Source organism: Pseudomonas sp. BCA17 (genome assembly GCF_004519405.1).
Taxonomy (GTDB): Bacteria; Pseudomonadota; Gammaproteobacteria; order Pseudomonadales; family Pseudomonadaceae; genus Aquipseudomonas.
Window position 1 is genome coordinate 96,315 of sequence record NZ_SGWI01000003.1, and the last position, 22,866, is coordinate 119,180.

A 22,866-nucleotide genomic window follows, 5' to 3' on the forward strand; every position below is an offset into this window, starting at 1 on the left:
TTAGCAGGCTATTCATTGCATTTGATGGGCAGTCACGAAACGGTCCATCACCGCCAGTGAACGCGAGGCACTGAGCACCAGGCCGTAACTGAGCTTTTCAAAGGTGCGAAACACCACCAAGGTGCCGGCACGTTCGTCGGGAAGTTGCGTGGGCGCCCCGGTGAGGGTGTCGCGGACGGTGGAGCCGCTCTTGATCACGGTGAGCAATTGGCCTTCGACCATCCCGTCGCGCCGGCCTTTATTCAGGGTTACCGCGTCGAGCACGCCAATCTGAGTGACGCCCTTGGGGATATCAATGATCTGGCCTTCGATAAAAGCGGTCGGTTCTGCAGCTTCCCACCTTGTCAGCTCGACAGGGCGTTCGGTACTCAACAAACGGTCGCCTGGACGAACCTCCTGGGTCACTCGCTGCACGGCCAGGGTGGTGAGATCACCCGCCATCACAAAGCGTGCGGTGCCGATATCGTCCGCATTGACGCCCAGCAGTTCTTGAGTGTGTGGGTCGGTATAGGTTTTACCGCGGCGAAAAATCCCATAGCTTGCCTGGGACGGATCGAGAGAGCCCCGGGCATGCACCCGCTCGCCATTGGCGCCCAACACCCGTCCTGCTTCTGCCGCGACAATGTAAGGCGCACGGTCCAGATCCTGGGGCGTATCGAGAATGCGGTTGTGCAATAAAAAGCGCTGGATTGCCTGTTGCGTCGGTTGATCCAGCCGCTGTGCAGGCTGGGGAATAAGGGCCGTGGCAAACGGGGCCCACAGCAGCAAGACGAGTAGCGATTTCCTCATGGGGTCAATCTCCTTTATTATGTGCGTTCGCGTGAAATGCCATAGCCTCCGCGGCTTTTGAGCGTTTCACACCGGCTGTCTGGGTCCATCCCAACGCCGATTTGCCTCTACCTCACATGTGCAGCAATTACGCTTATGGCTATTTTGAACATCCTCGAATTCCCCGACTCGCGCCTGCGCACGATCGCCAAACCGGTGGCCGTAGTGGACGACAAGGTTCGTCAGTTGGTCGATGACATGTTTGAAACAATGTATGAAGCCCCGGGCATCGGCCTCGCCGCCACCCAGGTCAACGTGCATCAGCGCGTCGTGGTCATGGACCTGTCGGAAGATCGCAGCGAACCACGGGTGTTCATCAACCCCGAGTTCGAACCGCTGACCGAAGAAATGGGCGAATACCAGGAAGGCTGCCTGTCGGTGCCGGAGTTCTACGAAAACGTCGAACGCCCGCTGCGCGTGAAAATCAAGGCCCTGGACCGTGATGGCAAGCCCTACGAGTTGATCGCCGATGGTCTGCTGGCGGTGTGCATCCAGCATGAATGCGACCACCTCAACGGCAAGCTGTTCGTCGATTACCTGTCCACGCTCAAGCGCGACCGAATCAAGAAGAAGCTGGAAAAAAAGCATCGCCAGCAAGCTTGATGCCCTTCTTCCAAAGGCTTGCTGCGGCAAGCCTTTTTCTTTTGTGACTGTTTTTAACCGAGAACTCCCATGACCGAGCCACTGCGCATAGTTTTTGCCGGCACTCCCGAATTCGCAGCCGAACACCTCAAGGCGCTGCTTGCCAGCCCCTATGACATCGTCGCGGTGTATACCCAGCCGGATCGCCCGGCCGGGCGCGGGCAAAAACTGACGCCAAGCCCGGTCAAGCAGTTGGCGCTGGAGCACAACATTCCTGTGCTGCAACCTCCGACCCTGCGTAATGCCGAGGCCCAGGCCGACCTGGCCGCTCTGAAGCCGGACCTGCTGGTAGTCGTGGCCTATGGCTTGATCCTTCCACAAGCGGTGCTGGATATTCCACGGCTGGGTTGCATCAACAGTCATGCCTCGTTGCTGCCACGCTGGCGCGGTGCGGCGCCAATCCAGCGGGCCGTCGAGGCGGGCGACAGCGAAAGCGGTGTGACCGTGATGCGCATGGAAGCGGGCCTGGATACCGGGCCGATGCTGCTCAAAGTCACTACCCCGATCACCGGCGAAGACACCGGTGGCAGCCTGCACGATCGTCTCGCCGAGCTGGGCCCACCGGCTGTAATCCAAGCCATCACCGGCCTCGCCGTTGGCACCCTGCCAGGTGAAGTACAGGACGACAGCCTAGCCACCTACGCGCACAAATTGAATAAAGACGAGGCCCGTATCGACTGGAGCCGCCCGGCCGTGGAACTGGAGCGACTGGTGCGCGCCTTTAATCCCTGGCCGATCTGCCACAGCACACTCAATGGCGAAGCCTTGAAGGTACTGGCCGCCACCTTGGCCGATGGCAAAGGCGTTCCCGGTGAAATTATCGGTGCCAGCAAAGACGGCCTGTTGGTGGCCTGCGGTGAACAGGCGCTGTGCCTGACACGCCTGCAGTTGCCCGGCGGCAAGGCGCTGAATTTCAGCGACTTGTTCAACAGCCGTCGTGAGAAATTTTCCGTGGGTACGGTTCTCGGGGCGGTCGCCCAATGAACCCGCGTCTGGCCGCCGCCAAGGCCCTCGCCGCCGTTCTCAACGGCAAGGCTTCGTTGAACAGTTCACTGCCCACCCAGCTGGATAAGGTCGAAGACCGCGATCGCGGTTTCACCCAAGACCTGGCATTCGGCACGGCCCGTTGGCAGCCGCGCTTGTCGGCACTGGCGGCCAAGCTGCTGCAAAAACCGTTCAAGGCAGCCGATGCGGATGTGGAAGCGCTGCTATTGGTCGGACTCTATCAGTTGCTCTACACCCGCGTGCCGGCCCACGCCGCCATCGGTGAAACCGTCGGTTGCGCCGACAAGTTGAAAAAACCCTGGGCCAAGGCTCTGCTCAACGCCGTATTACGTCGTGCCCAGCGCGAAAGCGAAGCGCTGCTGGCCGAGCTGGAGCATGACCCGGTGGTGCGCACCGCGCACCCACGCTGGCTGCAAAAAGCCCTGAAAGCTTTCTGGCCCGAGCAATGGGAAAGCATTTGTGCCGCCAACAACGCGCATCCGCCGATGATCCTGCGGGTCAACCGTCGTCACCACAGTCGCGATGCCTACCTGCAATTGCTTATCGGGGCCGGCATCAACGCCACGCCGTGCGTGTACAGCGTCGACGGTATCGTGCTGGAGGCTGCCACCGACGTACGCAGCCTGCCGGGTTTTGCCGACGGCTGGATCAGCGTGCAGGACGAAGCCGCACAACTGGCTGCTGACCTGCTCGACCTGGCTCCCGGCCAACGCGTGCTCGACGCCTGCTGCGCACCAGGCGGCAAGACCTGCCATATCCTGGAAGTCGAACAGGGCCTGGCGGGAGTGGTCGCGGTCGATCTGGAAGCCAAGCGCCTGGTACGTGTGCGTGAAAACCTCGCACGCCTGGGCCTGAATGCCGACCTGATCGCTGCCGACGGCCGCGACACCGCCAGTTGGTGGGACGGCAAACCCTTCCAACGTATCCTGCTGGACGCGCCCTGTTCCGCCACCGGCGTGATCCGCCGTCACCCCGACATCAAGCTGACCCGCCAGCCCGACGACATCGCGGCCCTGGCCGTGCTGCAAGGCGAACTGCTCGACGCTTTGTGGCCGACCCTGGAAGTCGGCGGCATCTTGCTCTACGCCACCTGCTCCACCTTGCCCACCGAGAACACCGAGGTGATCCAGGCCTTCCTCGCCCGCACCAGCGGCGCGCGGGAACTGGACCTTGCCACGGCTGCCGGTATCAAGCAGCCCCACGGTCGCCAATTGCTCGCACAGGAAGGCGGCCACGATGGCTTCTACTACGCCAAACTGATCAAGATCGCCGCCGCGCGCGGCTGAATGGTTTTAAGGGAGTGACCGGATGAAAATCATCATCCTTGGGGCAGGGCAGGTCGGCGGTACGCTGGCCGAACATTTGGCCAGCGAAGCCAACGATATCACCGTGGTCGACACCGACAGCGAGCGCCTGCGCAACCTTGGCGACCGCCTGGACATCCGCACCGTGCAAGGCCGCGCGTCGTTCCCGACGGTGCTTCGCCAAGCCGGTGCCGACGATGCCGATATGCTGGTCGCCGTGACCAACAGCGACGAAACCAACATGGTCGCCTGCCAGGTCGCCCACACTCTGTTTCACACCCCTACCAAGATCGCTCGCGTGCGTGAAGCGGCCTACCTGACCCGTGCGGGGCTGTTCGACAACGACGCGATTCCGGTGGACGTGTTGATCAGCCCGGAACAGGTGGTGACCCACTACATCAAGCGCCTGATCGAGATACCCGGCGCCTTGCAGGTGATCGACTTCGCCGAAGGCAAGGCGCAACTGGTGGCGGTGAAGGCTTACTACGGCGGCCCGCTGGTTGGCCAGCAACTGCGCCAGCTGCGCGAGCACATGCCGAATGTGGAAACCCGCGTAGCGGCTATTTTCCGTCGCGACCGACCGATCCTGCCCCAGGGCGATACAGTGATCGAAGCTGACGACGAGGTATTCTTCATCGCAGCCAAGGCGAATATTCGCGCAGTGATGAGCGAAATGCGCCGGCTCGATGAGAGCTACAAACGCATCGTGATCGCAGGGGGTGGGCAGATCGGCGAACGGTTGGCGGAGGCGATTGAAAGCCGTTATCAAGTCAAGATCATCGAGATGAGCCCGACACGCTGCCGGTATTTGTCCGACACGCTCGACAGCACCGTGGTCCTGCAAGGCAGCGCCTCGGATCGCGATCTGCTGCTGGAAGAAAACATCGCCGACGCGGATATCTTCCTGGCCCTGACCAACGATGACGAAGCCAACATCATGTCTTCCCTGCTGGCCAAGCGGCTGGGGGCGAAGAAGGTGATGACCATCATCAACAACCCGGCCTATGTCGACCTGATTCAAGGGGGTGACATAGATATCGCCATCAGCCCGCAGCTGGCCACCATTGGCACCTTGCTCGCCCATGTGCGCCGTGGCGATATCGTCAGCGTGCATTCCCTGCGCCGGGGCGCGGCGGAGGCCATCGAGGCGATCGCCCACGGTGATGCGAAGTCGAGCAAGGTGATCGGCAAGGCCATCCGCGATATTGGCCTGCCACCGGGTGCAACTATCGGCGCGATCATTCGTGATGAAGAAGTGATCATCGCCCACGACGACACAGTGATCGCCACGGGCGACCATGTGATTCTGTTCCTGGTGGATAAAAAGCATATCCGCGATGTGGAGAAGTTGTTCCACGTGGGGCTGAGCTTTTTCTGACACAACGGAGTACACCAGCATGCTAGATTCCCTGGAGAAAATGCTCGCCAAGGGTGTGGATAATTCCTTGCTGCGCTTTGGTTTGGGCAAGGGTTATCTGGACTTGAAGGACAACGCCAAGGCGGCGGAACATTTGCGCAAGTGCGTCGAGTTTGACCCGAAGTATTCGGCGGCGTGGAAGTTGCTGGGCAAGGCACAGGCGGGACTGGGTGATAACGCTGCGGCGCGGCTGGCGTGGGAGAAAGGGATTGAAGCGGCCCAGGCCCACGGCGACAAGCAGGCCGAGAAAGAAATGACGGTGTTCCTGAAGAAACTCGACCGCCAGGCCTGAGCAGATCGAAAAATGTGAGAAGGCGCTAGCCCGTGTCAGCCCATGCATGTGGACTGAGTCACCGCTCTCGGGGGCAACCCTCTCTCACATTCTGTGTTGTATCGGCTTTGAGTCAGCAGCGGGTCAGTACCACCGCGCCTCACCCGGCGGGCGCTTCTTGAAGCGTTTCATGCTCCACATGTACTGGCTCGGGTAGGCGCCGACATAACGTTCCACCACCTTGCTCATGGCCGCGCAGGACGTGGCGGTGTCGGTGCTGTACATGTCTTCCGGCGCCGCTTCCAGGATCACTTTGTAGCCTGAGCCATCCGGCAGCCGCAGCGCGTGCAGGAACACACCCACGGCCTTGTGGCCCGCGAGCATGTTCGGCACGAACTTGCTGGTCAGCGCCTGGGTAGCGAAGAACGGCACAAAGATCCCTGCCGACTCGGCCGGTTCCGGGTCGGCGGGGATGCCGACCTGACCGCCTTTGCGCACTTCCTTGATCACGCTGAGAATGCCTTCCTTGGTCGACGCGGCCACGCGGTTGCCCAGTTGCACGCGCTGCTTTTGCAGCAACTCATCCACCGCCTTGAGCTTCGGCGGGCGGTAGAAAATGATCGGTTTGCATTGGTTGCAATAGAAGTGGTTCAGCACTTCCCAGTTACCCAGGTGGCTGGTGATACCCACCACGCCCTTGCCCGACGCCAGGGCTTGGTGCAGCACTTCCAGGCCCTCGACCTCGCGCACCAGATCGATCGAGCGCTGGGCCGGCCAGATCCAGGCGCAGGCGCTTTCGGTCAGGGACTTGCCGATGTCCATCAGGCTCTGGCCGACCAGACGCTCGCGAGCGGCCGGATCCATGTCCGGGAAGCACTTGGAGAGGTTGATCCGCACCGTGTCGCGGGAACGGTTGGGGGTTTTCCACATGATCCAGCCAATCGCCGTACCGACAGCTTGAACGGCGCGCCAAGGCAGCAGGGCAAATAACCGGAGAGCGCCTACCAGCAAGGCGCCTTTAAACTTTTCCACAGGTCACTCCTGATCGTGTGTGGTGCGCAAAGCGCGCATTCTAACCGGCGTTGACCAACTGCGCGTAACGGTCGCAGTCCCGGGTGTGGTCCATGACCATGCCGCTGGCTTGCATGAAGGCATAGCAGATGGTCGGCCCGACAAAGGTGAACCCGGCCTTTTTCAGGGCCTTGCTCATGGCTTCGGCCTCGGGAGTAATCGCCGGGACTTCGCTGCGATCCTTGAAATGATTGACCTTGGGCACGCCGCCAACGAATGACCAGAGCCAACCCACCGGGTCTTCCAGGGCCAACCAGGCGGCAGCATTGCGCCGACTGGCGTTGAGCTTCAGGCGATTGCGCACGATTCCCGGATCAAGCATCAAGGCTTCGATTTCCGCATCGGTCAGTTTCGCCAACCGCCGCGCATCAAAACCGAACAAGACCTTTCGATAATGCTCGCGTTTGCGTAAAACGGTGATCCAGGACAGGCCCGCCTGGAACCCTTCGAGCAAAAGCAACTCGAACAAACCCTGCGCATCGCGCAACGGCGTTCCCCACTCCTGATCGTGATAAGCCATGTACAGCGGATCTTCAGAACACCAAAAGCAGCGTGGCATAAGGCTCCAGGGAGTGGTTGCAGGACCGAATGGGGTATACTCCCGCTCTTTAAATCGCAGCCCAAGTAACAGGTGAATTTCGTGAGCCAGCCTACGCCAGCCGTGCGTACCTTCCAAGACTTGATCCTCGCCCTCCAGCAATACTGGGCCGAGCAAGGTTGTGTGGTACTTCAGCCCTACGATATGGAAGTAGGCGCCGGCACTTTCCACACCGCAACATTCCTGCGGGCCATCGGCCCGGAAACCTGGAACGCCGCTTATGTGCAGCCCAGTCGTCGCCCGACTGACGGCCGCTACGGCGAAAACCCGAACCGTCTGCAGCACTACTACCAGTTCCAGGTGGTCTTGAAGCCGAACCCGGACAACTTCCAGGAGCTGTACCTGGGCTCGCTGAAACATGTCGGCCTGGACCCATTGGTCCACGACATCCGTTTCGTCGAAGACAACTGGGAGTCACCGACCCTGGGCGCCTGGGGCCTGGGCTGGGAAGTGTGGCTCAACGGCATGGAAGTGACGCAGTTCACTTACTTCCAGCAAGCGGGCGGCATCGAGTGCTACCCGGTGACCGGCGAAATTACCTACGGTCTCGAGCGCCTGGCCATGTACCTGCAGGGCGTGGACTCGGTCTATGACCTGGTGTGGGCAGACGGCCCGTTCGGCAAAGTGACCTACGGCGATGTGTTCCACCAGAACGAAGTGGAGCAGTCCACCTACAACTTCGAACACGCCAACGTCGACAAGCTGTTCGAGCTGTTCGACTTCTATGAAAGCGAAGCCAAGCGGCTGATCGAGCTCGACCAGCCGCTGCCGTTGCCGAGCTATGAAATGGTGTTGAAGGCCTCCCATACCTTCAACCTGCTGGACGCCCGCCGTGCCATCTCGGTAACCGCGCGCCAGCAATACATCCTGCGTGTGCGCACCCTGGCGCGTTCCGTCGCTCAAGCCTACCTGCTGGCACGCGCCAAGCTGGGCTTCCCGATGGCAACCGAAGACCTGCGTGATGAAGTGTTGGCTAAGCTGGAGGCTGCACAATGAGTGCTCAAGATTTCCTGGTTGAACTGGGCACCGAAGAGCTGCCACCCAAGGCGCTCAATACCCTGGCCGACGCCTTCCTGGCCGGTATCGAAAAAGGCCTGCAAACCGCCGGCCTGAAGTTTGAAACGAAAAAAGTCTACGCTGCGCCACGCCGCCTGGCCGTGTTGCTGACCGCTCTGGAAACCCAGCAGCCGGATCGCAGCATCAACCTCGACGGCCCACCGCGTCAGGCCGCTTTCGACGCCGAAGGCAACCCGACCCAGGCCGCTCTTGGTTTCGCCAAGAAGTGCGGCGTAGAGCTGAGCGATATCGATCAGAGCGGCCCGAAACTGCGTTTCAGCCAGGTCATCACCGGCAAGCCGACCGCGAGCCTGCTGCCGACCATCGTCGAAGACTCGCTGAACGACCTGCCGATCCCCAAGCGCATGCGCTGGGGTGCTCGCAAAGAAGAATTCGTACGCCCGACTCAGTGGCTTGTAATGCTGCTCGGTGACCAGGTCATCGACTGCACCATCCTCGCCCAGAAGGCGGGGCGTGACTCCCGTGGTCACCGTTTCCACCATCCGCAAGGCGTACGCATCACTTCGCCGGGCAACTACCTCAACGACCTGCGTGCCGCCTACGTGCTGGCCGATGCCAACGAGCGTCGCGAGCTGATCAGCAAACGCACCGAAGAGCTGGCCCGCCTGCAGGAAGGCACCGCCATCGTACCGCCAAGCCTGCTCGATGAAGTGACCGCCCTGGTTGAATGGCCGGTGCCGCTGGTGTGCTCGTTCGAGGAACGTTTCCTCGAGGTGCCGCAAGAAGCGCTGATCACCACCATGCAGGACAACCAGAAGTATTTCTGCCTGCTGGACGTGGACGGCAAGTTGCTGCCGCGCTTCATCACCGTGGCCAATATCGAGAGCAAGGACCCGCAGCAGATCATCGCCGGTAACGAGAAAGTCGTTCGCCCGCGCCTGACCGACGCCGAGTTCTTCTTCAAGCAAGACAAGAAGCAGAAGTTGGAAGACTTCAACCTGCGCCTGCAGAACGTGGTGTTCCAGGAAAAACTCGGCAGCGTCTATGACAAGGCTGTACGGGTTTCCAAACTGGCTGCCTACATCGCACCACGCATTGGCGGTGATGCCGCCTGGGCCGCGCGGGCGGGCCTGCTGTCCAAGTGCGACCTTGCCACCGAGATGGTCGGCGAGTTCCCGGAAATGCAAGGCGTTGCCGGTTACTACTACGCCCTCAACGACGGCGAGCCGAACGATGTGGCCCTGGCGCTGAATGAGCAATACATGCCGCGCGGTGCCGGCGCCGAGCTGCCAAGCACCCTGACCGGCGCGGCCGTGGCCATCGCCGACAAGCTGGACACCCTCGTAGGTATCTTCGGTATCGGCATGCTGCCCACCGGCAGCAAGGACCCGTACGCTCTGCGCCGTGCGGCCCTGGGCGTGCTGCGTATCCTGATCGACAAGAAGCTGGACCTCGACCTGACCCAGGCCGTGGTATTCGCCGTCGGCCAGTTCGGTGCCAAGGTCAAGCAAGCCGGCCTGGCCGAGCAAGTGCTGGAGTTCGTCTTCGACCGCCTGCGTGCGCGTTACGAAGACGAAGGCGTGGACGTTTCCGTCTACCTGTCGGTACGTGCCCTGCAACCCGGTTCGGCGCTGGACTTCGACCAACGCGTACAAGCCGTACAGGCATTCCGCAAGTTGCCGGAAGCCGAAGCCCTGGCTGCCGTGAACAAGCGCGTGTCGAACCTGTTGAGCAAGGCCGAAGGCCTGGGCAATGCCGACGTCGACCCAAGCCTGTTTGCCGATGCCAAGGAGTTCTCGTTGAACTCGGCCATCGCCAAAGCGGAAAACGCGGTGAAGCCGCTGATCGCCGAGCGTAACTACGCCGAAGCATTGGCGCGCCTGGCGAGCTTGCGTGAGCCGGTGGATGCGTTCTTCGAAGCCGTGATGATCAACGCCGAAGATGCCGGCGTGCGGAAAAACCGCTATGCCATGCTGGCACGCCTGCGCGGCCTGTTCATCGGCATCGCTGATATTTCGACACTGAGCTGACCATGTTGAAACTGCTGATTCTCGATCGGGACGGGGTGATCAACTACGACTCCGATGCGTACATCAAGTCGGTGGAGGAATGGATTCCACTGCCTGGCTCGATCGAGGCGATCGCGCAGTTGAGCAAAGCCGGCTGGACGGTGGCCATCGCCACCAACCAGTCCGGCATTGCCCGTGGCTACTACAACATCGCGACTCTGGAGGCCATGCACGCGCGCTTGCGCACGTTAGTGGCCGAACAAGGCGGTGAGGTAGGGCTGGTGGTGTATTGTCCCCACGGGCCGGATGAGGGCTGCGATTGCCGCAAACCCAAACCTGGCATGTTGAAAACCATTGCAGAACATTACAAGGTGCCCTTGGCTGGGATATGGTTCGTCGGGGACAGCCTCGGTGACCTGGAGGCGGCCAAAGCCGTCGACTCTCAGCCAGTTTTGGTTAAGACCGGGAAAGGCGAAAAGACCCAGGCGAAAAACCTGCCGGTAGGCACTTTGATTTTTGACGATCTGGCGGCGGTTGCCGCAGAACTTATCAACAACTAGCCGCCCTCGACTTCCTGACCAAGGACTGTTCGGGAGTGCGCTTTTAACAGGCGGGCCGTGTCCCGCAACGGTAAATGCCGCCATGTCGATCTTGCAGGCCATCAGAACCTTTTTCTTTTACCTGCTGCTGGGCACCAGTTCGTTTCTCTGGTGCACCCTGAGCTTTTTTATTGCGCCTTTTTTGCCGTTCAAGGCGCGCTATCGCTTTATCAACGTCTATTGGTGCCGCTGCGCGTTGTGGCTGACCAAGGTATTCCTGAACATCCGTTTCGAGATCAAGGGCGCTGAAAACGTCCCGGAACAGCCCTGCGTGATTCTGTCGAACCACCAGAGCACTTGGGAGACGTTTTTCCTGTCGGCCTACTTTTCGCCATTGAGCCAGGTGCTCAAGCGTGAGTTGCTATATGTGCCGTTCTTCGGCTGGGCCATGGCCATGCTGCGGCCGATCGCCATTGACCGTGACAATCCCAAGGCGGCGCTCAAGCATGTGGCCAAAAAAGGCGACGAGTTGCTCAAGGATGGCGTCTGGGTGTTGATCTTTCCTGAAGGTACTCGGGTGCCCTACGGCACCGTAGGCAAGTTCTCACGCGGTGGTACCGCGCTGGCGGTCAATGCCAACCTGCCGGTTTTGCCAATTGCCCACAACGCCGGCAAGTTCTGGCCGAAGACCGGTTGGGCAAAACGCGAGGGCACCATCACCGTGGTGATTGGCGAGCCGATGTACGCCGAAGGTGAAGGACCGCGTGCCATTGCTGCGTTGAATGACCGCGCTGCCGCGTGGAACGAGGCACAACAGCGAGCCATGGGTTCCCTGCCTCCGGAGCCGGTTGTAGTCGAGACACCTGCGGTATGACGTTCTGTGGATAACCTGTGCACGGTTTGTTGGCGAATTGCCGATTTATAATCCTAACCAGATGATTTTATTACATATTTCTAAGCCTTATAAAATCTCGAAAAACGTGCATAAGTTTTTTCAGCATTAAAAAACCGGTCCTTGTGACCGGTTTTTTATGCACAGAAGAAAAGTACGTTTCTTATTCGTCCAAAAGCGGTAGATGCAGGATGAAAGTAGAGCCTTTTTCCAACTCGCTTTCACACAGGATATGGCCACCGTGACGCTCTATCACGGCTTTGACCATGGTCAGGCCCAGTCCCAGACCCTCACTGCCTTGGGCCGAATCAAAGCGCCGGTACTGGTTGAAGAGCTCGGGCAGATCCTCAGGTGCAATACCCGGCCCCTGATCGCTGATACGGCATTCCAAACCACCTCGCACGCTGCTATGGCTCAACCTTACGGTAGTGCCGGACGGCGAGTATTTGATGGCGTTCTCCAGCACATTAAACAGGGCTCGGGTGAGCAGCGATTGATCTGCCGAGACCATTCCCTCATCGGCTTCATCCAGGTCGTGAACCAGATGGATGCCCTTGAGCTGGGCAAGCACAGCCACTTGGTCAAAGGCATCCATCACCAGCATGGCAAACAGCGTGGGTTGGAACTGATAGCCGTCGGCCTCGGCTTTAGCCAATTGCACGAAGGATTCGGTGAGGCTCAGAGCACGCTTCACCTGTTGTTCGATTTGAGCAAATACCGGTGACTCGCCGTTGTGCACATCCAGCAGCGCCAGGATTGCCGAATGCGGTGCACGCAGGTCGTGGGACAAAAAGCGCAGCATGGTCTCGCGGTGCTGCTGGGCCTCGCGTTCCTTGCTCAGGTCCGTCAGGCTCAGCAGCCAGCCGAGGGCGATATCGCCTTCAGCCGGCAGCAAGGGGGCAAGCTCCATGCGCAGGCTGCGCTGGTGAATGTCACGAAACTCAACAAGCTCCAACGCCGACAGGGCAGGTCGAACGCCATTGTGCAGCGGAGGGTAGCCCAAGTCAGCGAGCTGTTCGATCAGGTTGGTGCTGACCAGATCGCTGCCGAATACTTCGCGGGCAATCCGATTGGCGAGCAGTATGGTGCCTCTGGGGTCGGTAATCAGCGTAGCCACCGGCAGGCATTCCAACCCATCGGCCATGAAGCGTCGCGTGTCCCGTGTACGGCTGACCGCTTGCTCCAGGGCAAAGATCCGCGCCTGTAATACATCACCTTTGCTTGCCGGGGCGCGACGACGTTCCGGGAGGACTTTGGGTTCGTAATCCAGCTGCGCCAGTTCCCAGCCGAAATAAGCAAGGATCACGCTGAGACGACGCCAGTTCCAGATCAGGTAGCTGAGCAGCAAACCGATCAGACACGCCGCTGGCGACCACCAGTGCCCCATGCGCAGCAGCACCCATGAGCCCAGCAAAGCGGCAGCCATGCACCCCAGCGTCATCCACAGGGCGTAGCGGGGGAGGTACAACAGAAGGCCCAATAACAATGCCACCAGCGACGCGGCCATCAGCGCTGCGAGCCAACCGGGAAGCTCGACGATACTGCGCTCCTGCAGCAAGCCATTGAGGACGTTGGCCTGGATCTCCACCCCCGCCGTGGTGCCCGCAAACGAAGACAGCGGTGTAACAAAACGATCACCCATTCCGGAGGCGGTGGCCCCCACCAGGATCAGGCGGTTGCGCAACTGCTCGGGAGCAACCTCACCACGTAACAGGCTGGCATAGGACACGCTGGGAAAATGCGTGTGGGCCGCAATGAACGGGATGCGTATAGCGTACTCCCGATGCCACTGTGCATTGGTTTGCGCCAACGGCTCCCCTGGCATGTCAGAAGGTTGGCCGCTTAATGTGTAGGCTTCCCATGCCAACTGCGGTGTCGTATTACCCGGAGGGCCTTCACGCAGGTACAGGCTGCGTACGACGCCATCGCTATCCGCTTCCACATTGATATGCCCAAGCCCTCTGGCGCACTTGAGCAAAGGCAAAATTTGGGCGTCCGGCTCGCCATAGCTGGTGGCGCCTTCACGCAATAACGGAAGTACCACATTGCCCGCGTTGCAAATCGCATCAGCCAAGCGTCGATCATTGGCGGGCACGCCAGGCTCGCTGAAGATCACATCGAACAGGATAGCGGCCGGTCGTGCGTCACTCAGGCGGTCGATCAGATCGGCGTGCAGGCTGCGTGGCCAAGGCCAACGGCCCAGTTCTTTCAAGCTCTGGTCGTCAATCGTCACCAACAAGATGCGCGGATCCACCGGCAGCGGTGTGAGGCGGCGAAGGCTGTCGTAGAGAGGGTTGTTCAGCGCCAGGCCCGGGCTGAGGGACAGGTAGGCGGTGATCGGCAATAACAGTAAACCTATCCACAACCATTCGCGAACCAAGCCATGGAATAAACGCTGGGCATGGGTAGGCTGGCGTTTCTCGGCCTTGCGCCAGAGCATCATAGGTCAGCCACCGGATGCCTGCGCCTGTGTGGCGGGCGGGTAGTAGAAAATGTCATAAACCCCGGTTTCCCCCTCCAGGCCGTGCTCATCGTAGGCCGACAAACGCACGTGATAGAACGACGCCTTGAGCCCAGTGAAGCTCATTTTCGGCTCGCTGGAAAAGTTTTGCTGCTTGATGTTCAGGAAGGCGGTATCCGTAGCAACTTGCGCGCGATAGCGCTGTGCACCCGGTAATGGCTGCAGGTACAAATGCCACACGGGCGCATCACCTTTCAAACCATCCTGGCCGATCAACACGGGCGCGGGTAGAAGCTCCACAGGTTTGAGGTCACCTTGTTTCGTGAACAACAGTCCCTGGCGCGCGCCCACCTTCACTTCGTCTTCGACAGGGCCCCGCTTCATGTTCACGTCACGGTTCACCGCAACCTGTCCATTGAGCACCTCCAATACTGATTGCCCAGCATCGTCCCGTACTCGAAAGTGCGTACCGCGTACCCCCAGCACGCCCACGGGCGTCACGATCTGGAACCGATCATGGTCGCTGGCTCGCTTGATCACATAGGCTTCAGCCTGGCCTTGTTCGAGAATCACTTGGGGAATCGACTGCCCCGGCACCAAATGCAAACGCATCTGTGAGCTGGAGGGCAATACCACTCTCGAGCCATCACCCAGCAACAGGCTGGTGAACGCCGATTCCGAAGTTCTCACGCCTTCTTGCTCATCGATGGTCATGCCTTCCTGCAGAGGGTGCGCCTTGCCCTTGCTGTCCAGCTTCCAGGCATCCCCGGTCAGGTGCAAAACAACCGCGGGCAGCGGCTGGGCGCGACAGGCAAAATGATCATCGACGTAGGCGGCGCGGGGCGCCGCAGAAACTTGCCCAGCCATCAGGGCCAAGACCAGGAACGAGGGCAGGGCACCAAACACGCGGCAGGGAGAGGGGATCATGGTGCTTATCGACATGGGGTTTCCAGAAGGCGTTTGACAGAAACGCGCAGGTTTACGCTAGCGCATGCGTCGGCTGATCCTTTTCCTAAAGAGCAGGAGCCGGTATCTTTCCTATATCGGGACTGAAGATTTTCAACGAGTTAACGGCTCTTTGATATCAGCGTACCGATTGATCCACGAGGTATTGAGTCTGGCCACAATTATTCAGATTCAATCACCGGTATTTGTTCTGTACGAAATCGCTGTCGAAAAGGCCATCGATGGCCGACATTTTAGTAGAAAGGACCCACCCATGCGTGTCGCAATACTGGATGACGAGCCCGCCGAACTGCGCCGGGTTGAACAGACACTGCGACAGATCCCCAGCACTGCGGAACAGCCCTGGTCCCTGCATTTTTTTGAACGCGGCGAAGACCTGCTGCGTCAGCTACGCCGGGAAACCTTCGATCTGTTGATACTCGATTGGCAACTGCCCGATATCACTGGAATCGCCCTGTTGCGCTGGACTCGAGAACACATGGAGGCTCCGCCTGCGGTCATTATGCTGACGAGCCGCGATGCGGAGAGCGACATCGTCACGGCACTCAACAGCGGGGCAGACGACTACGTCAGCAAACCCTTTCGCCCCAATGAACTCAAAGCACGGGTCAGTGCGGTTTTGCGTCGCCATGGCCTGCAAAAACCCACCACCAGCGAACTGCAGAGTTTCAACGACCTGACCTTTGACGACGCTGAATTGACCGTCACCCGCGCAGGTAAACCGATCAATCTGACCGAGAGGGAATATCGCCTGGCCAGTTGCCTGTTCGCCAACCTGGCGCGGCCGCTGTCTCGCGAATACCTGTATGAGCGGTTCTGGACTCACGAAGAGATGGTGTCATCACGACCGTTGGACACGCATATCTATCGGCTGCGTAACAAGTTGGGACTGACGGCGGATCGAGGTTGGCAATTGCTGACCATCTATGGGTATGGGTATCGGTTGGAGAGCGTGGCAACCACCACATCAGGCTGAAACTGACGATGTTCCACGTGGAGCATTTTCAAACTGCTTTTCACACTTCAATAAAAAAGGCCAACGCTAAGCGTTGGCCTTTTCTTTAGCGAGCGGGCTTGATCAGAAGTCCAAGTTGGACACCGCCAAGGCATTGCTCTCGATGAAGTCACGGCGAGGTTCGACCGCATCACCCATGAGGGTGTTGAAGATCTGGTCTGCGCCAATAGCGTCTTCGATAGTCACGCGCAGCATGCGACGCTGGCTCGGGTCCATGGTGGTTTCCCACAGCTGATCCGGGTTCATTTCGCCCAGACCTTTATATCGCTGGATAGTGTGACGCTTGGTGCTTTCAGTCATCAGCCAATCGAGGGCTTCTTTGAATTCCTTGACCGGCTTCTTGCGTTCGCCGCGCTGGATGTAAGCGCCCTCGTCCAACAGGGTGCTCAGTTGGGCCCCCAGGGTGACCACCGTCTTGTAATCATTGCTGCCGAAGAAGTCGCGGTTGAAAGTGACGTAGTTCGACAGGCCATGGGAGATCAATTCGACCTCGGGCAGCCACACGCCACGTTCACGATCTTCACGCAGGCTGGCTTTGTAGACCAGGCCAGACTTCTCGACGGTACGTAGGCGCACCTCGTATTGAGCCAACCAATCCTGCATGGCTGCGTGATCACCCAACTGCTCCAGGCTGACCGCCGGCAGGTAGATGAAGTGTTCGGTCAGCTCCTGAGGGTACAGGCGCGACAGACGCTTGAGGGTCTTCATCACCATGCGGAAGTCGTTAACCAGACGCTCCAAAGCCTCACCGGAGATGCCCGGTGCTTCGTCGTTCAAGTGCAGGCTGGCATCTTCCAGGGCCGACTGCGTCATGTATTCTTCCATGGCGTCGTCGTCTTTGATGTATTGCTCTTGCTTGCCCTTTTTCACTTTGTACAACGGCGGCTGAGCGATGTAGATATAGCCACGCTCGATCAGCTCCGGCAACTGACGGAAGAAGAAGGTCAACAGCAGGGTACGGATGTGCGAGCCGTCGACGTCAGCATCGGTCATGATGATGATGTTGTGATAGCGCAGCTTGTCGATGTTGTACTCGTCACGACCGATGCCACAACCCAGCGCCGTGATCAAGGTGCCGACTTCCTGGGAGGAAATCATCTTGTCGAAACGGGCTTTCTCGACGTTGAGGATCTTACCTTTCAACGGCAAGATGGCCTGGGTGCGACGGTTACGACCCTGCTTGGCGGAACCGCCAGCAGAGTCACCTTCCACTAGGTACAGCTCGGAGAGGGCAGGGTCCTTCTCCTGGCAGTCTGCCAATTTGCCCGGCAAGCCGGCGATGTCCAGCGCGCCTTTACGACGGGTCATCTCACGGGCTTTACGCGCCGCTTCACGGGCACGCGCCGCGTCGATCATCTTGCCGACAACCAGCTTGGCTTCGTTAGGGTTTTCCAACAGGAAGTCGGAGAAGTACTTGCCCATCTCCTGTTCCACTGCGGTCTTCACTTCGGAAGACACCAGCTTGTCTTTGGTCTGGGAACTGAACTTAGGGTCCGGTACTTTTACCGAGATAATCGCGGTCAAGCCTTCACGCGCATCGTCACCGGTAGTGGCGACTTTGTGCTTCTTCGCCAGGCCCTCAGCCTCGATGTAGGTGTTCAGGTTACGCGTCAGTGCGGAACGGAAACCCACAAGGTGAGTACCGCCATCGCGCTGTGGAATGTTGTTGGTGAAGCACAACAGGTTCTCGTTGAAGCTGTCGTTCCACTGCAGGGCGATTTCCACGCCGATGCCGTCTTCGCGCTGGATGTTGAAGTGGAACACCTGGTTGACCGCAGTCTTGTTGGTGTTCAGGTATTCAACGAACGCACGCAGGCCACCTTCGTACTTGAACAGTTCTTCCTTACCGCTGCGCTCGTCCTTGAGGACGATACCGACACCGGAGTTGAGGAAAGAGAGTTCACGAATACGTTTGGCGAGGATGTCCCAGCTGAAGTGAATATTCTTGAAGGTCTCGCTGGAAGCTTTGAAGTGAATCTGAGTACCCGTGGTTTCACTTTCACCTACGATTGCCATCGGTGCCTGAGGCACGCCATGCACGTAGGTTTGCTCCCAGATCTTGCCGCTTCGGCGAACGGTCAACACCAGCTTTTCCGACAGGGCGTTTACCACCGAAACACCCACGCCGTGCAAACCGCCGGAGACTTTATAGGAGTTATCGTCAAACTTACCGCCAGCGTGGAGCACGGTCATGATGACCTCTGCCGCCGATACGCCTTCTTCTTTATGCACATCCACCGGAATACCACGACCATTGTCGCGAACGGTGATGGATTCATCCGGATGGATGATGATGCTGATGTCGTCGCAGTGACCGGCCAGCGCTTCGTCGATGGAGTTATCGACCACCTCGAACACCATGTGGTGCAGACCGCTGCCATCATCGGTGTCGCCGATGTACATACCGGGACGTTTGCGTACGGCATCCAAACCTTTCAGCACTTTGATGCTGGTCGAGTCGTACGTGTTTTCTTCGCTCATGCCTTCACTCCCGATGGTCGTGGGTCTGGGTGATACGGCCCTGTTCCACGTGGAACAAAGCGACTGGCGTTTCCGTCTGCCAGCCTTCCCTCAATAATTCGTGGTCTACACAGGTGATAAAAACCTGGCAGCGTAAGTCTTCCAACAAGCGGCATAGCGAACGGCGGTGTTGCTCGTCGAGTTCGGACGGCAAGTCATCCACTAGATAAATACATTGACCGCGTCGGGCCTGGCTAACCAAATGCCCCTGGGCGATACGCAACGCACACACCACCAACTTCTGCTGGCCACGGGACAAGATGTCCGCAGCATTATGTGCGCCCAATCTAAGGCGCAAATCAGCACGTTGAGGGCCAGCCTGCGTATGGCCAATTTGCTGGTCCCGCTGCAAGGACGTGGCGAGCACTGCACTCAGCTCACGCTCTTTGTCCCAACCCCGGTAGTAGCTCAGCGTCAGCCCTTCGAGGTCCAACAACTCCCTCAAGGTCTGTTCAAAGACTGGTTTCAAGGCTTTGATATAGGCACGGCGGTAATCATCTATTTCATCGCTGGCCAGGCACAATTCCCGGTCCCAGGCCGCTTGCGAAGCGGCGTCAAGTGTACCATGCCGCAGCCACGAGTTCCGCTGCCGCAGGGCCTTCTGCAGGCGCTGCCAAGTGGCCATGAACCGCGGTTCCACGTGGAACACTCCCCAATCGAGGAACTGCCTGCGTATTTTCGGTGCGCCTTCCAACAAGCGAAAGCTATCAGGGTTGATCAATTGCAACGGCAGAATTTCCGCGAGTTGCGCCGCACTGCGAGCATTCTGCCCATCAATGCGAATTTGGAATTCCCCACCCCGATCACGAGATATCCCCAGGCTGCTATGCCCACCTTCAGCCAATTCAACCTGGCCAAAAACGGTGCACGCCAATTGTTCATATTGGATGACCGGCAACAGACGAGCGCTGCGAAAGGAACGGGCAAGCCCCAGCAAATGAATGGCTTCCAGCACGCTGGTTTTGCCACTGCCGTTGGCGCCGTGGAGGATGTTGATGCGGGGAGAGGGGGAGAAGGTCACCGGGTGCAGATTGCGCACCGCGGTGACCGAGACGCGACTGAGGGACATCTAGCTTCTGCTGAACATAATTACAGGCGCATCGGCATGACAACGTAAGCCGAGTCGTCATTATCGGATTCTTGCACCAGGGCGCTGCTGTTGGAATCCGACAGAATCAGGCGAACCTGTTCAGTGGTCATTACACCCAGTACGTCCAGCAGGTAGCTCACGTTGAAGCCAATTTCCAGTGAACCGCCGTTGTAGTCGACACCCACTTCTTCTTCCGCTTCTTCCTGTTCCGGGTTGTTAGCCTGGATCTTCAGTTGACCATTTGCCAACTGCAGACGGATACCGCGGTATTTTTCGTTCGAAAGGATCGCAGTACGGCTGAATGCCTCACGCAGGGCCTGACGATCACCGAGTACCAACTTGTCACCACCTTTTGGCAGCACACGCTCGTAATCCGGGAATTTACCGTCAACCAGCTTGGACGTGAAAGTGAACTCGCCAGTGGTTGCGCGGATGTGGTGCTGACCCAGGACAATGCTGACGTTGCCATCCGGCTCGGTGAGCAGGCGTGCCAGCTCAAGGATACCTTTGCGCGGTACGATCACCTGGTGGCGGTCCGGCTGACCGATATCGGCCTTCATCGAACACATTGCCAGACGGTGACCATCAGTGGCCACTGCACGGATGATGCCTTCCGACACTTCCAGCAGCATGCCGTTGAGGTAGTAACGCACGTCCTGCTGGGCCATCGCGAAGCTGGTGCGTTCGATCAACCGACGCAGCTTGCTCTGTTCCAGGCTGCACGTCAGAGAGCCTGGACCCTCTTCCACAGTCGGGAAATCATTGGCCGGCAAGGTGGACAGGGTGAAGCGGCTGCGACCGGCCTTGACGACCAACTTGGCCTCATCAACCTTGATGTCGATCAGCGCGTCGTTCGGCAGACTTTTGCAGATGTCCATCAGCTTGCGCGCCGGCACGGTGATCTCGCCAGGTTCGGCGGGTTCTTCCAACTGAACACGACCGACCAGCTCGACCTCCAAGTCAGTACCGGTCAGGGACAGTTGCTGGCCTTCGACTACCAGCAATACGTTGGAAAGCACCGGCAAGGTCTGTCGGCGCTCGACGACGCCCGCGACCAGTTGCAGGGGTTTCAACAGGGCTTCGCGTTGAATGGTGAAATGCATGGTCTAGTCCCTTGCCTTAATAAGCTGCGCTGGTGTCATCAAGTTGTCAGTGTACGCAGCAGGTTCTTGTAGTCCTCGCGAATATCCGCGTCGGATTCCTTAAGTTCGTTGATTTTGCGGCACGCGTGCAGAACTGTGGTGTGGTCGCGGCCGCCAAATACATCACCGATTTCCGGCAGGCTATGGTTGGTCAACTCCTTGGAGAGGGCCATGGCCACCTGGCGGGGACGTGCTACCGAGCGTGAACGGCGCTTGGACAGCAGGTCAGAAATCTTGATCTTGTAGTACTCGGCGACGGTGCGCTGAATGTTATCCACACTCACCAGCTTGTCTTGCAGGGCCAGCAAGTCTTTGAGTGATTCGCGAATCAACTCGATGGTGATGTCGCGCCCCATGAAGTGCGAGTGTGCGATAACCCGCTTGAGCGCACCTTCCAGCTCACGCACGTTGGAGCGGATGCGTTGGGCAATGAAGAACGCAGCATCATGAGGCAGGTCGACTTTGGCCTGGTCGGCCTTTTTCATCAGGATCGCAACCCGGGTTTCCAACTCTGGCGGCTCTACCGCAACGGTCAGGCCCCAGCCGAAGCGAGATTTCAAGCGTTCTTCGAGGCCCTCGATTTCCTTCGGATAACGGTCACTGGTCAGGATGACCTGCTGACCGCCTTCGAGCAGGGCATTGAAGGTGTGGAAAAACTCTTCCTGGGAACGTTCTTTGCGCGCGAAGAATTGAATGTCATCGATCAGCAAGGCGTCCACCGAACGGTAGAAGCGCTTGAACTCGTTGATGGCATTGAGCTGCAAGGCCTTGACCATGTCAGCCACGAAACGCTCCGAATGCAGGTACACGACCTTGGCATTCGGGTTCTTCTTTAATAAGTGGTTACCCACGGCGTGCATCAAGTGAGTCTTACCCAAGCCAACACCACCATAAAGGAAGAGTGGGTTGTAACCGTGCTTGGGGTTATCGGCGACCTGCCAGGCGGCCGCACGAGCCAATTGGTTGGATTTACCTTCGACGAAGTTCTCAAAGGTGAAGGTGCGGTTCAGGTAACTGGTGTGCTTGAGCGCACCTTCGACCTGCACGGTGCGCTGTTCGGCACGAACCGGAGCTTGCTGCGAACTGGCGCCAGCCATTGGATCAAAGCTGTCGCGAGACGGCTCTTCATTATCCGGCGCGCCCTTCTGAGCAGAAGGCTTGACCGGTGCCGGTGTAGAGGCAGGCGTAGCCACAGCCGGTGCAGATTGGGCTGCAGCAGCGGCCAACGGTGCGTTGGGCGCAGCGCGAGGTGCGGAGCTACGTTTGCTGCCTATTAATAAGGAAAGCGCAGGCGCGAGGCCGTTGCCATGTTCGTCGAGTAATTCGAGAACGCGGCTCAGGTACTTCTCATTGACCCAGTCGAGAACAAAACGATTCGGCGCGTAGACACGCAACTCGTCGCCTTCGGCTTCGACCTGTAGCGGACGGATCCAGGTGTTGAATTGCTGGGCAGGCAGCTCATCGCGCAAAAGCTCCACGCACTGCTGCCAAAGTTCCACTGACACGGATATCCCCTAAGTTGAAAGCCGGTGAGGCAAAAACAGCCGCCATTGTAGCGGCCAGCCGCTCACTTATCCACATGTAGGTTGCCCACAGAGCAGCCAAAATCAATGCCTTAACCGCGAAAAAGGCGACCAATGGTCTGTGCATAAGCTCTGTGGATAAACGCCCGTGAGCTCATTGCAAAAGTAGGGGCGAAAGTCTGTGAATAACCGGCCTGTGGATAACTGGCTATTCCACACACAGCTTTTCCGATAGCGCAGCACAGGCAGAGCACCGTTTCTCCCCCGTGTTGTCATTCTCTGTACATAAGGTGGAATAAGGCCTAAAGGCAGTTATCCACAGATGAAGGGCTGCCTAGCTTTTATAAGCTTTACAGAAAAGCTTTAAATAACTTCCTTCTCTATTTCTATATCTATGGGACTCGACGTGAAGCCAGGTGAGAAGAAAAGGGCGCTTTGCCTTATAAAGATCTAATTAAAGGAAAAGCTGGTTGGAAATTGACCTAGAGGCTTGCTTTCTCTAGAATCGCCGGTCTCTTAAAACGGGGGCCATTCCGGCCCGTTGTGGACGAACCAG

General features: G+C 58.7%; 19 protein-coding genes. 10 read left to right on the plus strand and 9 right to left on the minus strand.

All coding sequences use genetic code 11. The features are described from left to right. Positions 1 to 12: 12 nt before the first annotated feature. Positions 13 to 789 (minus strand): peptidoglycan-binding protein, encoded by a 777-nt coding sequence (locus tag EXW71_RS12980; RefSeq protein WP_134661106.1) that lies wholly within the window; start codon positions 787 to 789, stop codon positions 13 to 15. A gap of 135 nt (positions 790 to 924) precedes the next feature. Between EXW71_RS12980 and def the strand changes: the two genes are divergently transcribed. The 5 genes from def (at position 925) to EXW71_RS13005 (ending at position 5,488) form a co-directional block, all read left to right on the plus strand. After that, positions 925 to 1,431, plus strand: coding sequence for a peptide deformylase (def, locus tag EXW71_RS12985; RefSeq protein WP_016970668.1), 507 nt, complete (start codon positions 925 to 927; stop codon positions 1,429 to 1,431). 69 nt (positions 1,432 to 1,500) lie between these two features. Next, positions 1,501 to 2,454, plus strand: a complete 954-nt coding sequence (gene fmt, locus EXW71_RS12990) for a methionyl-tRNA formyltransferase (protein WP_134661107.1) — start codon at positions 1,501 to 1,503, stop codon at positions 2,452 to 2,454. Then, positions 2,451 to 3,761, plus strand: a complete 1,311-nt coding sequence (gene rsmB / locus EXW71_RS12995; protein ID WP_134661108.1) for a 16S rRNA (cytosine(967)-C(5))-methyltransferase RsmB — start codon at positions 2,451 to 2,453, stop codon at positions 3,759 to 3,761. The genes fmt and rsmB overlap by 4 nt, the downstream gene beginning before the upstream one ends. Before the next feature lie 22 nt (positions 3,762 to 3,783). Then, positions 3,784 to 5,157: a Trk system potassium transporter TrkA gene (gene trkA / locus EXW71_RS13000; protein WP_123716674.1), complete on the plus strand. Its 1,374-nt coding sequence runs from the start codon at positions 3,784 to 3,786 to the stop codon at positions 5,155 to 5,157. 19 nt (positions 5,158 to 5,176) lie between these two features. After that, positions 5,177 to 5,488 carry a hypothetical protein gene (locus tag EXW71_RS13005; protein ID WP_134661109.1) on the plus strand — a complete coding sequence of 104 codons (312 nt, stop codon included), beginning with the start codon at positions 5,177 to 5,179 and terminating at the stop codon, positions 5,486 to 5,488. 123 nt (positions 5,489 to 5,611) lie between these two features. On the opposite strand, the gene EXW71_RS13010 is transcribed toward EXW71_RS13005, so the two are convergent. Then, a complete protein-coding gene (locus tag EXW71_RS13010; protein ID WP_060756553.1) occupies positions 5,612 to 6,499 on the minus strand; it encodes a lysophospholipid acyltransferase in 888 nt (295 codons plus the stop codon). Positions 6,500 to 6,539: 40 nt separating this feature from the next. Then, positions 6,540 to 7,097: a DNA-3-methyladenine glycosylase I gene (locus tag EXW71_RS13015; protein ID WP_123716672.1), complete on the minus strand. Its 558-nt coding sequence runs from the start codon at positions 7,095 to 7,097 to the stop codon at positions 6,540 to 6,542. Positions 7,098 to 7,178: 81 nt separating this feature from the next. Here EXW71_RS13015 and glyQ point away from each other — a divergent pair, with 81 nt between their 5' ends. The 4 genes from glyQ (at position 7,179) to EXW71_RS13035 (ending at position 11,575) form a co-directional block, all read left to right on the plus strand. Then, the gene (gene glyQ, locus EXW71_RS13020) at positions 7,179 to 8,132 is read left to right on the plus strand and encodes a glycine--tRNA ligase subunit alpha (protein ID WP_003170711.1); all 954 of its coding nucleotides are present in this window, start codon (positions 7,179 to 7,181) and stop codon (positions 8,130 to 8,132) included. Further along, the gene (gene glyS, locus EXW71_RS13025) at positions 8,129 to 10,183 is read left to right on the plus strand and encodes a glycine--tRNA ligase subunit beta (protein ID WP_134661110.1); all 2,055 of its coding nucleotides are present in this window, start codon (positions 8,129 to 8,131) and stop codon (positions 10,181 to 10,183) included. The genes glyQ and glyS overlap by 4 nt, the downstream gene beginning before the upstream one ends. A gap of 2 nt (positions 10,184 to 10,185) precedes the next feature. Beyond that, positions 10,186 to 10,722 carry a D-glycero-beta-D-manno-heptose 1,7-bisphosphate 7-phosphatase gene (gmhB, locus tag EXW71_RS13030; protein ID WP_167659684.1) on the plus strand — a complete coding sequence of 179 codons (537 nt, stop codon included), beginning with the start codon at positions 10,186 to 10,188 and terminating at the stop codon, positions 10,720 to 10,722. Between the two features lie 82 nt (positions 10,723 to 10,804). Next, positions 10,805 to 11,575: a 1-acyl-sn-glycerol-3-phosphate acyltransferase gene (locus EXW71_RS13035; RefSeq protein WP_123716670.1), complete on the plus strand. Its 771-nt coding sequence runs from the start codon at positions 10,805 to 10,807 to the stop codon at positions 11,573 to 11,575. Between the two features lie 181 nt (positions 11,576 to 11,756). Here EXW71_RS13035 and EXW71_RS13040 read toward each other — a convergent pair whose 3' ends face one another. Further along, positions 11,757 to 14,036: a CHASE2 domain-containing protein gene (locus EXW71_RS13040; protein ID WP_134661111.1), complete on the minus strand. Its 2,280-nt coding sequence runs from the start codon at positions 14,034 to 14,036 to the stop codon at positions 11,757 to 11,759. Between the two features lie 3 nt (positions 14,037 to 14,039). Next, a complete protein-coding gene (locus EXW71_RS13045) occupies positions 14,040 to 14,996 on the minus strand; it encodes a FecR domain-containing protein (protein WP_372241326.1) in 957 nt (318 codons plus the stop codon). Between the two features lie 277 nt (positions 14,997 to 15,273). On the opposite strand from EXW71_RS13045, the gene EXW71_RS13050 reads away from it, so the two are divergent. Next, positions 15,274 to 15,996, plus strand: a complete 723-nt coding sequence (locus tag EXW71_RS13050; protein ID WP_134661112.1) for a response regulator transcription factor — start codon at positions 15,274 to 15,276, stop codon at positions 15,994 to 15,996. A gap of 102 nt (positions 15,997 to 16,098) precedes the next feature. Here the strand turns inward: EXW71_RS13050 and gyrB are convergent, their stop codons facing one another. The 4 genes from gyrB to dnaA are packed head-to-tail and all read right to left on the minus strand — an operon-like array spanning position 16,099 to position 22,292. Next, positions 16,099 to 18,516 carry a DNA topoisomerase (ATP-hydrolyzing) subunit B gene (gene gyrB / locus EXW71_RS13055; RefSeq protein WP_134661113.1) on the minus strand — a complete coding sequence of 806 codons (2,418 nt, stop codon included), beginning with the start codon at positions 18,514 to 18,516 and terminating at the stop codon, positions 16,099 to 16,101. 4 nt (positions 18,517 to 18,520) lie between these two features. Continuing rightward, positions 18,521 to 19,624, minus strand: a complete 1,104-nt coding sequence (gene recF, locus EXW71_RS13060; RefSeq protein ID WP_123716666.1) for a DNA replication/repair protein RecF — start codon at positions 19,622 to 19,624, stop codon at positions 18,521 to 18,523. 20 nt (positions 19,625 to 19,644) lie between these two features. Then, positions 19,645 to 20,748: a DNA polymerase III subunit beta gene (gene dnaN, locus EXW71_RS13065; protein WP_122485322.1), complete on the minus strand. Its 1,104-nt coding sequence runs from the start codon at positions 20,746 to 20,748 to the stop codon at positions 19,645 to 19,647. A gap of 38 nt (positions 20,749 to 20,786) precedes the next feature. Next, the gene (gene dnaA / locus EXW71_RS13070; RefSeq protein WP_134661114.1) at positions 20,787 to 22,292 is read right to left on the minus strand and encodes a chromosomal replication initiator protein DnaA; all 1,506 of its coding nucleotides are present in this window, start codon (positions 22,290 to 22,292) and stop codon (positions 20,787 to 20,789) included. Between the last annotated feature and the right edge of the window lie 574 nt (positions 22,293 to 22,866).

Bases quoted from the DNA above. Each gene is read 5' to 3' on its own strand.
- EXW71_RS13050 (WP_134661112.1), top strand. From the start codon at position 15,274: ATGCGTGTCGCAATACTGGATGACGAGCCCGCCGAACTGCGCCGGGTT.
- EXW71_RS13035 (WP_123716670.1), top strand. From the start codon at position 10,805: ATGTCGATCTTGCAGGCCATCAGAACCTTTTTCTTTTACCTGCTGCTG.
- def (WP_016970668.1), top strand. From the start codon at position 925: ATGGCTATTTTGAACATCCTCGAATTCCCCGACTCGCGCCTGCGCACG.
- rsmB (WP_134661108.1), top strand. From the start codon at position 2,451: ATGAACCCGCGTCTGGCCGCCGCCAAGGCCCTCGCCGCCGTTCTCAAC.
- trkA (WP_123716674.1), top strand. From the start codon at position 3,784: ATGAAAATCATCATCCTTGGGGCAGGGCAGGTCGGCGGTACGCTGGCC.
- EXW71_RS12980 (WP_134661106.1), bottom strand. From the start codon at position 789: ATGAGGAAATCGCTACTCGTCTTGCTGCTGTGGGCCCCGTTTGCCACG.
- EXW71_RS13040 (WP_134661111.1), bottom strand. From the start codon at position 14,036: ATGATGCTCTGGCGCAAGGCCGAGAAACGCCAGCCTACCCATGCCCAG.
- fmt (WP_134661107.1), top strand. From the start codon at position 1,501: ATGACCGAGCCACTGCGCATAGTTTTTGCCGGCACTCCCGAATTCGCA.
- EXW71_RS13005 (WP_134661109.1), top strand. From the start codon at position 5,177: ATGCTAGATTCCCTGGAGAAAATGCTCGCCAAGGGTGTGGATAATTCC.
- EXW71_RS13015 (WP_123716672.1), bottom strand. From the start codon at position 7,097: ATGCCACGCTGCTTTTGGTGTTCTGAAGATCCGCTGTACATGGCTTAT.
- recF (WP_123716666.1), bottom strand. From the start codon at position 19,624: ATGTCCCTCAGTCGCGTCTCGGTCACCGCGGTGCGCAATCTGCACCCG.
- gyrB (WP_134661113.1), bottom strand. From the start codon at position 18,516: ATGAGCGAAGAAAACACGTACGACTCGACCAGCATCAAAGTGCTGAAA.
- EXW71_RS13045 (WP_372241326.1), bottom strand. From the start codon at position 14,996: ATGTCGATAAGCACCATGATCCCCTCTCCCTGCCGCGTGTTTGGTGCC.
- glyS (WP_134661110.1), top strand. From the start codon at position 8,129: ATGAGTGCTCAAGATTTCCTGGTTGAACTGGGCACCGAAGAGCTGCCA.
- gmhB (WP_167659684.1), top strand. From the start codon at position 10,186: ATGTTGAAACTGCTGATTCTCGATCGGGACGGGGTGATCAACTACGAC.
- dnaN (WP_122485322.1), bottom strand. From the start codon at position 20,748: ATGCATTTCACCATTCAACGCGAAGCCCTGTTGAAACCCCTGCAACTG.